This is a genomic window from Nocardioides sp. L-11A (genome assembly GCA_029961745.1).
Lineage (GTDB): Bacteria > Actinomycetota > Actinomycetes > Propionibacteriales > Nocardioidaceae > Nocardioides.
In genome coordinates this window covers 3,363,024-3,376,633 of record CP124680.1, presented here as the reverse complement: position 1 = coordinate 3,376,633, position 13,610 = coordinate 3,363,024, and the positions used below count along the sequence as shown (strand labels likewise).

General features: G+C 72.4%; 13 protein-coding genes. 7 read left to right on the top strand and 6 right to left on the bottom strand.

The window, feature by feature from the left end:
- The first annotated feature begins 4 nt into the window (after nt 1–4).
- Genes QJ852_16215 through QJ852_16205 form a run of 3 tightly spaced genes read left to right on the top strand, consistent with a single transcriptional unit; the run spans nt 5 to nt 2,180 of the window.
- On the top strand, nt 5–661 hold the full coding sequence (locus QJ852_16215) for a response regulator transcription factor (protein WGX94694.1): 657 nt from the start codon (nt 5–7) through the stop codon (nt 659–661).
- Nucleotides 662–665: 4 nt separating this feature from the next.
- Complete coding sequence (locus tag QJ852_16210) at nt 666–1,268, top strand: TetR/AcrR family transcriptional regulator (protein ID WGX94693.1); 603 nt, start codon at nt 666–668, stop codon at nt 1,266–1,268.
- A 21-nt stretch (nt 1,269–1,289) separates the two neighbouring features.
- Entirely contained in the window at nt 1,290–2,180 is an 891-nt protein-coding gene (locus tag QJ852_16205) for a hypothetical protein (protein WGX94692.1), read from the top strand.
- Between the two features lie 62 nt (nt 2,181–2,242).
- On the opposite strand, the gene QJ852_16200 is transcribed toward QJ852_16205, so the two are convergent.
- Together QJ852_16200 and QJ852_16195 are read right to left on the bottom strand one after the other, a co-directional pair.
- Nucleotides 2,243–3,304 (bottom strand): IS30 family transposase, encoded by a 1,062-nt coding sequence (locus tag QJ852_16200; GenBank protein WGX99473.1) that lies wholly within the window; start codon nt 3,302–3,304, stop codon nt 2,243–2,245.
- A 269-nt stretch (nt 3,305–3,573) separates the two neighbouring features.
- Nucleotides 3,574–4,392 (bottom strand): DUF1028 domain-containing protein, encoded by an 819-nt coding sequence (locus QJ852_16195; GenBank protein WGX94691.1) that lies wholly within the window; start codon nt 4,390–4,392, stop codon nt 3,574–3,576.
- A gap of 35 nt (nt 4,393–4,427) precedes the next feature.
- On the opposite strand from QJ852_16195, the gene QJ852_16190 reads away from it, so the two are divergent.
- The gene (locus QJ852_16190; protein WGX94690.1) at nt 4,428–5,456 is read left to right on the top strand and encodes a 6-phosphofructokinase; all 1,029 of its coding nucleotides are present in this window, start codon (nt 4,428–4,430) and stop codon (nt 5,454–5,456) included.
- Here the strand turns inward: QJ852_16190 and QJ852_16185 are convergent.
- Entirely contained in the window at nt 5,413–6,222 is an 810-nt protein-coding gene (locus tag QJ852_16185; GenBank protein ID WGX94689.1) for an endonuclease/exonuclease/phosphatase family protein, read from the bottom strand. The two genes, QJ852_16190 and QJ852_16185, sit on opposite strands and share 44 nt — an antisense overlap.
- 58 nt (nt 6,223–6,280) lie before the next feature.
- On the opposite strand from QJ852_16185, the gene QJ852_16180 reads away from it, so the two are divergent.
- The 3 genes from QJ852_16180 to QJ852_16170 are packed head-to-tail and all read left to right on the top strand — an operon-like array spanning nt 6,281 to nt 9,768.
- Nucleotides 6,281–6,913, top strand: a complete 633-nt coding sequence (locus QJ852_16180) for a hypothetical protein (GenBank protein WGX94688.1) — start codon at nt 6,281–6,283, stop codon at nt 6,911–6,913.
- Between the two features lie 42 nt (nt 6,914–6,955).
- The gene (locus QJ852_16175) at nt 6,956–8,410 is read left to right on the top strand and encodes an APC family permease (GenBank protein WGX94687.1); all 1,455 of its coding nucleotides are present in this window, start codon (nt 6,956–6,958) and stop codon (nt 8,408–8,410) included.
- 20 nt (nt 8,411–8,430) lie between these two features.
- Nucleotides 8,431–9,768, top strand: a complete 1,338-nt coding sequence (locus tag QJ852_16170) for a 3-deoxy-7-phosphoheptulonate synthase class II (protein WGX94686.1) — start codon at nt 8,431–8,433, stop codon at nt 9,766–9,768.
- 40 nt (nt 9,769–9,808) lie between these two features.
- On the opposite strand, the gene QJ852_16165 is transcribed toward QJ852_16170, so the two are convergent.
- The 3 genes from QJ852_16165 to pknB all read right to left on the bottom strand — a co-directional run bounded on the left by QJ852_16165 (nt 9,809) and on the right by pknB (nt 13,584).
- Nucleotides 9,809–10,849: a hypothetical protein gene (locus QJ852_16165; GenBank protein WGX94685.1), complete on the bottom strand. Its 1,041-nt coding sequence runs from the start codon at nt 10,847–10,849 to the stop codon at nt 9,809–9,811.
- Between the two features lie 51 nt (nt 10,850–10,900).
- Nucleotides 10,901–11,383 carry an SRPBCC family protein gene (locus QJ852_16160; GenBank protein ID WGX94684.1) on the bottom strand — a complete coding sequence of 161 codons (483 nt, stop codon included), beginning with the start codon at nt 11,381–11,383 and terminating at the stop codon, nt 10,901–10,903.
- An 80-nt stretch (nt 11,384–11,463) separates the two neighbouring features.
- Entirely contained in the window at nt 11,464–13,584 is a 2,121-nt protein-coding gene (gene pknB / locus QJ852_16155) for a Stk1 family PASTA domain-containing Ser/Thr kinase (GenBank protein ID WGX94683.1), read from the bottom strand.
- Between the last annotated feature and the right edge of the window lie 26 nt (nt 13,585–13,610).

Below are 13,610 nucleotides of genomic sequence, written 5' to 3'. Positions count from 1 at the left end.
TCCCATGACGGACCGGATCCGGGTGATGGTCGTCGACGACCACCCGATGTGGCGCGACGCCGTGGAGCGCGACCTCGACGCCGCCGGCTTCGAGGTGGTCGCGGTCGCGGCGACCGGCACCGAGGCGATCGCACGGTTCCGGGCGACCCGGCCGCAGGTGGTCGTGCTCGACCTGCAGATCCCCGCGCCCAGCGGGGTCGAGGTCACCGCGCAGGTGCTGGCGAGCGAGCCGTCCTCGCGGGTGCTCATCCTGTCGGCATCGGGGGAGCAGGACGACGTGCTGGCGGCGGTGAAGGCGGGCGCGACCGGCTACCTGGTCAAGTCCGCCTCGCGCGACGAGCTCCTGGCCGCCGTACGCCGGGTGGCAGCGGGGGACAGCGTCTTCACGCCGGGGCTCGCGGCCCTGGTGCTCGGGGAGTTCCGGCGGATGAGCGAGCCGGAGACGCCGCCCGGTGAGCGGCTCACCGACCGGGAGACCGAGATCCTCAAGATGGTCGCCAAGGGACTGTCGTACAAGCAGATCGCCGAGCGGCTGGTGCTCTCGCACCGCACGGTGCAGAACCATGTGCAGAACACGCTGCGCAAGCTGCAGATGCACAACCGGGTCGAGCTGACCCGCTACGTCATCGAGCAGGGCCTCGACGACGGCGACGAGGACTGACCGGGTGGCGCAGCGGCAGCGGGCCCGGCCGCGCCAGGACCGGGCGGTGCAGACCCGGCGGCTGCTGCTCGACACGGCGGTGCGGATCCTCGAGCGCGACGGCATCGACCGGCTGACGACCACGGCGGTGATCCGTGACGCCCACGTCAGCAGCGGCACCTTCTACCGCTACTTCAACGACCGCACCGAGCTCCTCGCGGTGCTGCGCGAAGAGGCGGTGCACGCCATCAGCGACGACCTCATGGTCAGCGTCGTCGACGCACTCGAGCTCGACCTGGACGAGGCGCTGCGGCTGGTCGTGGTCAGCCTCGTGAGCGGGTTCGAGCGGCACCGCGGCGTCATCACCGCCATGGTCAACCAGCTGCCCACCGGGAGCAGCGCCAACGTGCTCCCCGAGATCGAGGCCGACCTGCACCGACTCGCCTCGCTGCTGCCGCGCCGGCACCGCCCGGATCTCGCGCCCGAACAGCTCGAGGCGGTCGTGTTCATGCTGATGGGCGTCCTGGTCTCGGCCTGCCTGCGGATCGCCCTCACCCGTCCCGCCGGCGTCGACCGCGACGACCTGGTCGACCTCACCGTCGCCATGATCGGAGCCGGCCTGCGATGACGGATCTGGAAGACTCCGAGCGTGGCTGACCTGCTGGAGATCGCCGACGAGCTCTACGCGCTGCCGCTCGCGGAGTTCACCCCGGCCCGCGACGCCCGGGCCCGCGAGCTCAAAGGCACACCGCTGGCGGCGCAGGTGAAGGCGCTGCGCAAGCCCAGCACCGCGGCGTGGGTCGTCGACCTCCTCGTCCGCCGCGAGGCGGCCCAGGTCGACCAGGTCCTCAGTGTCGGGGCGGCCCTGCGCGAGGCCCAGGAGGCGATGTCGGCCGGCGAGCTGCGCGCGCTGACCCGCCAGCGGCGCCAGGTCACCGCCGCCGTCACCACCCAGGCCCGCCGGATCGCCGCCGAGGAGGGGCTGCGGGTCACCGAGGCGGTCGCCGAGCAGGTCGAGGCCACGCTCACGGCGGCGATGGTCGACGCCGAGTGCGGTCGCGCGGTGCGCAGCGGCCTGCTCGTCAGCGCCCTGCGGACGACTGGCCTCGAGCCGATGGACGCCGACGACCTGGCCGGCGCCGTCGCCGTACCGGCGGCGCTGGGGTTCAGCGCCAGCCCCCGCGAGGCGCCCCGCCCCGGCCCGCCGGACCTGCACCTGGTGCCGGACCCCGACCGGGCGGCCAAGGCGCTCGCCGCCGCCGACGAGCGGCTCGCCGCCGCCCAGGAGGAGTACGACGCCGCGCGGGCCACCCACGACGACGCGGCCGCCGAGGTCGAGCGGCTGTCCGCCCGGTCCCTGCAGCTGGAGGCGGAGACCGACGAGCTGCGCCGCCGTCTCGCCGAGCTGGAGGAGCGGTCCGAGGCGGTGGAGGAGGAGCTGGCCGAGGCGGAGGAGGTCCGCGACGGCACCGCCGCCGACCTGCGCACCGCCACCGCGGAGCGGGACGCCGCGCAGGCCGCGCGGGACCGGCTGGGCTGAGTCCCAGGAGCCTCAGGCGCACCACTGGGAGGGCAGTTCCTGCACTTGACGGGCGGGCGAATTCAAGCCGTGGTCGCAACACCAGGTGGATTCGATTGCTCGGACAGTAGCTTGTCGAGGGCTTCGGCGGGGGTGCGCCAGGCGAGTCGTTTGCGGGGACGGGCGTTGAGCTCGGCTGCGACCTTGTCGAGGTAGCCAGGTCCCCACCGCGACAGGTCGGTGCCCTTGGGGAAGTACTGACGCAGCAACCCGTTGGTGTTCTCGTTCGTGCCGCGCTGCCACGGCGAGTGCGGGTCGCAGAAGTAGATGTCGAGCCCGGTCGCCTCGGCGATCTGTGCGTGGTTGGCCATCTCGCTGCCCTGGTCCCAGGTCAGCGAGCGACGAAGTTGCTCGGGCAGGTCAAGCATCTTCTCGATCATCGCGCCGGCAACCGTTTCGGCAGTGTGGTCGCCGCGCAGGTGCAGCAGCATGGTGAACCCGGTCGCGCGTTCGACCAGCGTCCCGATCGCCGAGCCCGACTCGGTTGACCCCAGGATCAGATCGCCTTCCCAGTCACCGGGCACCGCCCGGTCCTCGACCTGTTTGGGCCGATCAGCGATGTTCACCATGCCCTGGATCTGGCCACGCCTCTTATCGGGTCGTCGGTGTGGTTTGCGGACCGCCCGACCGGTGCGCAGATACTTGACCAGTTCCCGCTTCAACGCTCCGCGGCCCTGCACGTAGAGCGCCTGGTAGATCGTCTCGTGCGACACCCACATCTCCGGATCGTCGGGGAAGTCCTCGCGTAGCCGGGCAGCGATCTGCTCGGGACTGTGATTCTCCCGCAGACGCTGTTGGACCTCGCGGCGCAGCGGCAGATTCGTGGCGAGCTTCGCCGTCTTGGGCCGCTTGGCTCGCGCGTCGGCATCGCCTTGTGCAGTCGAGGCCCGATAAGCGCGTCGTTGCGCACTGGACACGGGGCTGTGGGACACGCGACGCAGCTCTCGGCTGATCGTGCCTGGGTCGCGCCCGACCGTCCGGGCGATCTCTCGTACGCCCCTGCCCTCAGCGCGCAGCAGGGCGATCTCCTCACGTTCGGCGAAGCTCAGCCGTCGACTGCCCGGGCCGGCTGTTGCGGGCGGCATCACCCCGCCACGCTCACCGACCCACGCCCGGCCCGCTGAGACCGACACGCCGACAGCCACAGATGCTTCCTCGATCGAGCAGCCCGCCCGCACGACGTCCCAGAACTCGTACTCCAACTCAACAGGCAGCCGCGGACGACCACGACGAGCACCCATCACAACACCCCATCAACAGACAAGTGTTGCGCTCACCCCTTGAGCCCAAGGCGTTGCAACGCCCGACAAGTGCAGGAATCACCGGTCGACCGGCGATTCCTGCAGCGCCCGGCTCAGCCGTCGCCGCGGACGATCGCGAGCACCCGCCGGTCGATCCAGGCCAGGTCGGGCGCGACCCGCATCTCGTAGTTCTCGGTGCCCACCCAGGTGTGGAAGTCCCGGTGGCCGCCGGCGGCGGCGAAGGTCTCCAGCTCGGCGCGCAGCGTGTCGTCGACGGCGACCCGCTCCTTCTCGGTGGAGGCGGTGAGGTAGAGGTCGTGGAGGTCGAGCAGCCGGGCGAGCTCGTCGATCGGGGCCGGGTGGTCGTCGACGCGAAGGTCCACCGCGACGTCGTCCAGACCGCCGTAGCCCGCGGCCTCGCGGACCACGAGCATCGCCGCGGACTGGCGGCCCCGACGGTCGCCTCCCGCGGCGTCGCCGGCGGCGAGCGCGGCCAGCAGGCGGTCCTGCAGCGTGGACTCCGGGTCGCCGGCGAGCCAGGCCGCCTCCATCGCCTCGACCACCTCGGAGCCGGCGAGGCAGTTGCCCTGGATCGCGTAGCCCTCACCGGTCGCCCCGCCGGCCCACGGGATGCACTCGGCGCCGGTGTGGGTGGCGGCGGTGCCGTCGAGGTCGACGATGCCGACCTGCCGGTGCGCCCGGCCGTCGTCCTCCTCGAGGAGCCGTTGCAGCGCGACCGGCGCGGTCGCGCCCTCGTCGAGATGGGAGAGCGCGAGGCCCTTGTAGGCGACGTTGGCGTCGGCCTGGGTGGCGACGGCACCGACGCCCGCGACGGCGGCGGGCACGGCCGAGCCGACCGCGAGGAACTTGGAGGCGACGGCGACACCCCAGGTGTCGCCGTCGGCGGACCGGGCCACGATCGAGAAGGTCATGGCCTGCAGCCTAGGGTCCGACGTAGGTTGGCGGTATGCGCGTCGGAGTGCTGACCGGTGGTGGTGACTGCCCGGGCCTGAACGCCGTGATCCGGGCCGTGGTGCGCAAGGGGGTGAACGACCGCGGCTTCGAGTTCGTCGGCTTCCGCGACGGCTGGCGGGGACCCCTGGAGGGCGTGACGATGCCGCTGGGCATCGAGCAGTGCCGCGGCATCCTCCCGCGCGGCGGCACGATCCTGGGCTCCTCGCGGACCAACCCGTTCGCCGTGGAGGGCGGTGTCGAACGGATCACCGACAACCTGGCCGCGGCCGGCGTCGATGCTCTCGTCGCGATCGGCGGCGAGGACACGCTCGGCGTGGCGACCCGGCTGGCCGAGCTCGGCGTGGCCGTCGTCGGCGTCCCGAAGACGATCGACAACGACCTCTCCGGCACCGACTTCACCTTCGGCTTCGACACCGCGGTCAACATCGCGACCGAGGCGATCGACCGCCTGCACACGACGGCCGAGTCCCATCACCGGGTGCTCGTGGTCGAGGTGATGGGCCGGCACGCCGGCTGGATCGCCCTGCACGCCGGCATCGCCGGGGGCGCGAGCTCGGTGCTGATCCCCGAGGCGCCCTTCGACATCGCCGCGGTGTGCGCGCACGTCGAGACCCGGTTCCGCAGCGAGTACGCCCCGATCATCGTCGTCTCCGAGGGCGCCGTGCCGGCCGACGGCAGCGGGATGACCCTGGTCAGCGGCGAGAAGGACGCCTTCGGGCACGTCCGGCTCGGCGGCATCGGCGACCGCCTCGCCCACGAGATCGAGCGCCGTACCGGCAAGGAGGCCCGGGCGGTCGTCCTCGGCCACATCCAGCGCGGCGGCACGCCGTCAGCCTTCGACCGGTGGCTGGCGACCCGCTTCGGGCTGCAGGCCATCGACGCCGTTGCCGACGGCGAGTACGGCGTCATGGTGGCCCTGCGCGGCACCGCGATCGTACGGGTCCCGCTGGTCGAGGGCACCGGTGCGCTGAAGCTGGTCAGCCCCCAGGAGTACGCCGAGGCGCAGGTCTTCTTCGGCTAGGCGCGTACCGGAGGTCGAGGTCCACGAGCAGCGCCCGGTGGTCCGACAGTGCCATCCGGCGCGCGGTCGCCCGGGCGGCCAGCGGCGGGTCGGCCAGCACGTGGTCCAGCTGCTCGCGCGGCCGGTCGGCGGGGAAGGTCGCGTGCTCGGCGAGCGGCGTGAGCCCGCTGACCCGCGCCGCCCGGGCCGGGCCCATGTTGAGATCGCCCGTCAGCACGAGCGGCCGCCGCGCGCCGGAGAGCGAGCGCGTCAGCCGTCCGAGCTGACGGCCGTTCCACCAGTGGATGAAGGACAGGTGGGTGGTGGTGACGGTGAGGGGGCCGTCCGGCGTCTCCACGGTCGCGCTCACCGCGACCCGCGGCTCGTCGCGCACCCAGGTCGGCAGCAGCCGGCCGGGGAAGCGCATCGGCACCTGCGTGGGCACGGCCGGGAGGCGGATCACCTGCCACCCGCTGACCGGCATCCGGCTCAGCAGCGCGATGCCGTAGGCGGCGTCCCCGGGCTGCTCGTCACCGGTCGCGGCCGTCCAGGTCGCACCGGGGCTGCCGGCGAGCGCGGCCACGAAGCGATGGTCGGTCGCGCCCATGGCCTCGGCGGCGAGCGCGGTCAGGTCGGCATGACCCGAGCGCTGGAGCAGATGGTCGACCTCCTGCAGCGCGAGCACGTCCGGATCGAGGTCGGCGATCGCCCGCTGCAGCACGGCCACGTCGACCTCGGCGTCGTACTGGGTGCGGCCGCCGAGGATGTTGAACGTCACGATGCGCATCGCCGCGGCGGTACCCGCCCGCCCGCATGTCAGCCGCCCGCGTGGGTACCGCACCTGCGTGACCGAGGCAGGGGAGGGCGCGGTGGGCTCGGGCCACCTGCGGGAGGCGCTCAAGCTCGTCGCCGTGCTGTTGAAGGAGGCGGGCGTGCCGTTCGCCCTGGCCGGCAGCTACGGGCTGTGGGCGCGCGGTGGACCGGAGCCGGACCACGACGTCGACTTCATGATCGCGGAGGAGGACGCCGCGCGGGTGGAGGACGTCCTGGCCGAGCGTGGTCTCGACGTCGTGCAGCCACCGGAGGACTGGCTGTTCAAGGTCTTCGTCGACGACGCGATGGTCGACGTCATCTTCCGGGTCCGCAACGATCCGATCCAGCGCTCTCGCTTCGGCGACGCGGACGAGATCGAAGTGGAGTCGGTGCGGATGCCGGTGCTCTCGGCGACCGTGCTGATGACCGACAAGCTCGCCTCCCTGGAGGAGCACGCCTGCGACTTCACCGCCGTGCTCCCCGCCGCCCGGGCGGTGCGCGAGCAGGTCGACTGGCGGGCCGTCGCGTCGGGCACCGCCGGCAACCCCTTCGCCCGGGCCTTCCTCGGGCTGCTCGACTCCCTCGACGTCGCGCCCCGCCGTGATCTCGACATGCCGCCACCCCGGACAAATGCTTCCCAATCGGAGCGGCCTGCGCGAAGGTGAGGGCCGGGAGTGACTTTCCACCTCGGGAGAGGAAGGACGCAGATGTCCACTGAGACCACCGGAGAGACGACGCAGGGCGGGCACGGCCAGCCGGAGCTGAAGCGGGTCCTGGGACCAGGCCTGCTGCTCCTGTTCATCGTCGGCGACATCCTCGGCGCGGGCGTGTACGCCGTCACCGGCCGCCTCGCCGGGCAGGTCGGCGGCATCGCCTGGCTGCCGTTCCTGGTCGCCTTCGCGATCGCCACGCTGACGGCCTACTCCTATCTCGAGCTCGTCACGAAGTACCCCCAGGCAGCGGGGGCCGCGCTCTACGCCCACAAGGCGTTCGGCGTGCACTTCGTGACCTTCCTGGTCGCGTTCACGGTCGTCTGCTCCGGGATCACGAGCGCGTCGACCTCCTCGGGCCTCCTGGCGTCCAACCTGCTGATCGGGTTCGGCAACGACGCGCCCGGCAAGGAGCTGGTGCTGGTCGTCGCACTGGCGTTCATGCTGCTGCTGGCGCTGATCAACCTGCGCGGCGTCGGGGAGAGCGTGAAGTTCAACGTCGTGCTCACCCTGATCGAGATGGCCGCGCTGGCGATCGTGATCGGGATCGGCATCTGGGTCATCGGCAAGGGCGACGGCGACCTCGACCGGATCACCGTCTTCGAGAGTCCCGACGACAAGGGCCTGTTCATGGCCGTCACGGTCGCCACCGCGATCGCGTTCTTCTCCATGGTCGGCTTCGAGGACTCGGTCAACATGGTCGAGGAGACCAAGGATCCGGAGCGGATCTTCCCGCGGATGATGCTGACCGGGCTCGGCATCGCCGTGATCATCTACATGCTGGTCGCGGTCTCCGTCGTCGCCGTCATCCCGGCCGACAAGATCGGCTCGCCGACCAACGCCGAGGCCGGCATCCTCATCGACGTCGTCAAGCTCGGCGCGCCCGACCTGCCGATCGACGACTTCTTCCCGTTCATGACGGTGTTCGCGGTCGCCAACACGGCACTGATCAACATGCTGATGGCCAGTCGGCTGATCTACGGCATGGCCCGCCAGCGGGTGCTGCCGCCCGTCCTCGGCAAGGTGCTCCCCGGACGCCGCTCGCCGTACGTCGCCATCGGCTTCACCACGCTGCTGGCGTGCGGCCTGATCGCCTACGTGCGACTCGCGTCGGAGAGCACCATCGTCGGCGCCCTGTCGGGCACGACCGCCCTGCTGCTGCTCGCCGTGTTCACCATCGTCAACGTCGCCTGCCTCGTCCTGCGGCGCGAGCCGACCCGACCCCACGGCTTCCGGGCGCCGACCGTGGTCCCGGTCCTGGGCGCGCTCTTCTGCGCCTACCTGCTCGGTCCCTGGGCCCGGCTGGAGGCGGACATGATCCAGTACAAGATCGCCGCCGGCCTGCTCGGCATCGGTGTCGTGCTCTGGATCCTCACCCGACTCTTCTACAAGCCCGAGGGCGGTCACTTCGCCGACATCGAGCACATGGACATCGACCCGACCGACGATTGACCACTGGGTACCATTGGGCGGTGAGCACCCTCCCGTCCCTCGAGCAGTTGCACGCCATCGGAGCGAAGCAGCAGCCGTCGTACGACGACCCCGCGGCCCTCGCCGCGGCCGTCGAGCGACTGCGCACGCTGCCTCCGCTGGTCTTTGCGGGCGAGTGCGACGAGCTGAAGGCGAAGATCGCCGCGGCCAGCCGAGGGGAGGCATTCCTGCTCCAGGGCGGCGACTGCGCCGAGACCTTCGTCGACGCGACCGCCGACAACACCCGCAACAAGCTCCGGGTCCTGCTGCAGATGGCGGTCGTGCTGACCTACGCCGCGTCCGTGCCCGTCGTGAAGGTCGGCCGGCTCGCGGGCCAGTACGCCAAGCCCCGCTCGTCCGACACCGAGACCCGCGGCGAGGTGACCCTGCCGGCCTACCGGGGCGACGCGGTCAACGGCTTCGAGTTCACCCCCGAGTCCCGGCGCCCCGACCCGCAGCGGCTGCTCGACGTCTACCACGCCTCGGCGTCCACGCTGAACCTCGTGCGGGCCTTCACCACCGGCGGCTACGCCGACCTGCGCCAGGTGCACACCTGGAACTCCGAGTTCGTCCGCAACAGCCCGGTCGGCCAGCACTACGAGGCGATGGCCGCCGAGATCGACCGCGCGCTGACCTTCATGCAGGCGATCGGCGCCGACCCCGAGGAGTTCCACCGGGTCGACTTCTACTCCTCGCACGAGGCGCTGCTGCTCGAGTACGAGCACGCCATGACGCGCATCGACTCGCGCACCGAGAAGCCCTACAACGTCTCGGGCCACATGGTGTGGATCGGCGAGCGCACCCGGCAGCTCGACGGTGCCCACGTCGAGTACTTCAGTCACATCAGCAACCCGATCGGCTGCAAGCTCGGCCCCAATGCCACCGCGGACGACGCGCTCGCGCTGGCCGCGAAGCTCAACCCGGCCAACGAGTCCGGCCGGCTCACCTTCATCACCCGCTTCGGGGCGGCCAAGATCCGCGACGGCCTGCCGGCACTGGTCGAGAAGGTCACGGCCGAGGGGGTCGACGTGGCCTGGGTGTGCGACGCGATGCACGGCAACACCTTCGAGGCGTCCAACGGCTACAAGACCCGCCGCTTCGAGGATGTCCTCGACGAGGTGCAGGGCTTCTTCGACGTCCATCGTGCCCTCGGCACGGTCCCGGCCGGCATCCTCGTCGAGAACACCGGCGACGACGTGACCGAGATCGTCGGTGGCGGCGAGGAGCTCGACGAACAGGGCCTGGCCCACCGCTACGAGTCGGTCGTCGACCCGCGCCTCAACCGGGTGCAGTCGCTGGAGATGGCCTTCCAGGTCGCCAGCATGCTCCAGAAGCGCTGAGGCCGGGTCCGGGCCGCGCGGGGCCGCCCGGACCGCGGGCTCACCTGGGGGCGCCGCGGAAGCGGACCTCGCTGATCGCGGTGAAGTCGCGGCCCTCGGGGCCCTTGCCCGGGGCGGTCACCTCGACCAGGTGCAGCACGATCCGCGTCGTGGCGACCGGGTCGACGGCCAGCGGCTGCAGAGGCCGGCCGTCGGTGAGCTTCTGGGTGATCCGGGTGCCGTCGTCGAACTCCCACTGCACCGCGCGGATCCGGCGATTGCCGAGGTACCAGTTGTCGGCGCCGTCGACCTTGGCGTAGCCGTTGACCAGCCCCACCTCCGTCAGCACGACCTCCTGCCCGAGGTCGAACAGGAGGCTCGCGCCGGTGCCGTCGCCGGTCATCCGCCACGCCGTGCGCGGGCGGCCGTCGAGCATGTTCTCGGCGTCGTACGTCACCGGGCGGTTCTGCCGGTCGCGGGACGGCGGGGCCGTGTCCGGGACCTCGGCGCGCGCGGTCGAGGTGAGGTCGGCGACGTCGTCGGGGTCGGGCGTCTCGACCGGTGCGGCCGTCCCCGTGCTGTCGGGCCGCGGCTCGCCGGCCGACCCGCTCGGCCGGGCCGGCCGAGCGTCGTCGGTGCCCTGGCCCCTCGGTGCGCCGGTGCGGTCGTCGCCGGCCCGGGCGGGGTCGTCGTCGCCCCCGGCGGCGATCAGCAGGAAGGCGCCGATGCCGGCGACCAGCGCGAGCACGACGACACCGAGCGCCCAGGGCAGCCACGGCCGGCCGGACCGCCCCCGCGCGGGCGGCGCACCGGGCGGCGGAGTGTACGGCGCCGGCGCGCCCGGCTCGGGGACGACGTGGGTGACGGGCGCCGGAGGCGGCCCGGGCGGCGGAGGCGGCCCGGGCAGGACGGTCGTCGCGTCGGCGTAGAGCGGATAGCGCGCGGCGGGCGGCAGCTGACCCGTCGGCGGCGGCACCACGGGCGTGCCGGCAGTGGGCGCGGCCTCGGGGTGCCGGCCGGGCACGGGCTGTCCGCAGTTCGTGCAGAACCGGCCGATCCCGAGCTCGTGCCCACAGCTGGTGCAGTGCGTCGGGGTGGTCATCGCGGGGCTCACCGTACCCCGACGGCCCGGCGAGATGTCAGAACCGGCGAATCACGCGGAGGTCGCCCGACGGCAGGCCTCCGCCTCGATGTCCTCCAGGTCGTGCTCGAGCACCTTGCGGGTGCGGTCGTAGCTGAACCCGCCGAACATCGCCCACATGGCCCGCGACAGCGCGGACCGGTGGCTCATCTCCACGGTGGTCGTCATCGCCAGCCGGGTGCCGGTCGCGTCGGGGCCGGACGGGGTGAGCCGGTAGGCCGTCCGGATCACGTCATTGCCGACCTCGGCCTCGACGACGGTACGACGCGGTGGCTCCGACTCGACGACCTGCAGCTCCTCCGGGCCGTGGTGCCCGAACAGGGTGCGCCGCTCGCGCCAGGCGGTGCCGACGTCGTACGCCCCCTCGGTGAGGATCTCGGTCTCGCTGACGCTGCGCAGCACGTCGTCGGCGTGGGCGATGTCGGTGATGACATCCCAGACCTGCTCCGGCGGGGCGGGGATGGTGGCATGCACGTGGATGATGTGACCGGCCATGTCGACTCCGTTGGTTGGGTTCCCCCCACCGCCCATGGTGCGCCTGTCCGGCGTGGTTGACCAGTCCCTGTCGGAAGCCCTCAGACGACGTCGAGGATCACGGTGCTGCCCTTGCGCACCTTGCTGCCGCCGCCGGGGCTGGTGCTCCAGGCCACGCTGCCGTTGATGTAGATGTCGGCGCGCTCGATCTTGACGACCAGGCCGAGGCTCTCCAGGAGCGCGACCGCGTCGTCGGTCGACTTGAGCCGGACGGAGGGGACCGTGACCAGCTCCGGGCCCTTCGACACGACGAGCTGGACGGTGTCGCTCCGGTACCGGGTGCCGGAGTCGGGCGACTGACTGATCACCCGGCCCTCGGGGACGTCGTCGCTGTAGCGCTCCTCGGCGACCTCGACCTTCAGCCCCTTCTTCTCCAGGGCCTGGGTCGCCTTGTCGGCGTCCTTGCCGACGAAGCTGCGGATCTTGATCGGCTTGCGTCCCTGGGAGACGACCAGCGTGACCGAGGTCCCGACGGGCAGGGCGGCGGCCTCCGGCGTGCCGAACGCGGGCTGGCTCTGGATCACCCGGCCTTCCTCGACGGTCTCCGACCAGCGCTCGACGGGCTGACCGGCGACGAACTTCACCTCCGCGAGAGCGGCCTCCGCCTCGGCGACGGTCTTGCCGGCGAGGTCGGGGACGTCGTAGCGCTCCTTGCCGAGGGAGACGGTCAGCGCGACCTCGCCGTCGGGCAGGATCCGCTCACCGGGCCGGGGGTCCGTGGCGATCACGAGGCCCTTCTCGACGCTCTCGGAGTAGACCTCGTCGCCGACGGTGACGCCCAGGCCGGCCTCCTCGAGCTTCGCCTGGGCCGCCGCCTGCTCCAGTCCCACCACGCCGGGCGTCGTCGTGAACCGCCCCCACCCGACCCACCAGGCGGTGCCGCCGACGGCGGCCACGAGGACGACCAGGACCAACGCGAGGGCGATCCGCCGGCCACGCCGCCGCCTGCGCCGCGGTGGTGCCGCGGGCGGCTCGGCGATGACCGAGGTCTGTTCGTGCGGTGAGGGCGCCGGGGGCGCCGGCGGCCGGGCGGCGGTCCGCACCGCCGTGCGCTGTGCCGGCTCGTCGACCAGGTCGGGCAGGCCGTCCCACAGCGAGCTCACCGGCTCGGGGGTGGTGTCGCCGCCGACGGCCGCTGCGGGGTCCGGAGCGGTGACCCGCGCCGCGGGCAGCAGGTCGGCGACCAGCTCGGGGTCCTCGCGGACGCCGTCGTGCAGCGCCTGCGCGACCCGGCGCACGTGGTGCAGCAGCACGGTGGCGTCGGCCGGGCGCAGGCTGGCGTCGCGGGTGGTGGCTCGCAGGACGAGGGCGTCGACGTAGTCGGGGATCCCGGGCACCACGGTGGACGGCCGCGGGACGTCCTCGTGGACGTGGCGGTAGGCCACCGCGATCGGCGTCTCCCCGGTGTGCGGCTTGGTGCCGGTGAGCAGCTCGAAGAGGATCACGCCGGCGGCGTACACGTCGGCGCGGGCGTCGGCCCGCTGCTCGACGACCAGCTCGGGAGCGAGATAGGACACGGTCCCGATGAGGACGCCGTTGGTGGCGGTGTGCTGGGTGTCGGCGCTGACCGCCTTGGCCAGGCCGAAGTCGGCGACCTTGATCCGGGTCGCGCCCGAGTGCGGGTCGGCGGCGATGAGGACGTTCTCGGGCTTCACGTCGCGATGGATCAGGCCCGCGCGGTGCGCGGCGCCGAGCGCCGAGAGGACCGGGTCGAGCAGCGCCAGCGCCCGCTCGGGCGACATCGGCGCCTCCTTGCCGATGGTGTCGCGCAGGGTGTGGCCCGGGACGTACTCCATGACGAGGTAGACCGTGCCGTCGCTGTCGTCGCGGCCCTGGTCGAACACCGCGACCACGTGCGGGTGGGAGAGCCGGGCCGCGGCCTTGGCCTCGCTCACGAACCGGCGCGCGAACGACTCGTCCTCGCGCGTGGTCGCGTCGCCGAGGCCGGGGTGCATGATCTTGACGGCGACCGTGCGGTCCAGCCGGGTGTCGACCGCCTCGTAGACGCTGGCCATGCCGCCGCGGGCGATCCGCACGCCGATCCGGTAGCGCTCGTCGAGCAGGCGGCCGTACTGGTGGTCCTCCACCCGCGGCGTGCGGCCTGACGAGGGGTCGCCGCGGCGCGCGGCGGCGGCGCCGCGGACGCGCTGGTCTTCGTGCACAGCGACCCTCCTGTGCATGTTCTTCT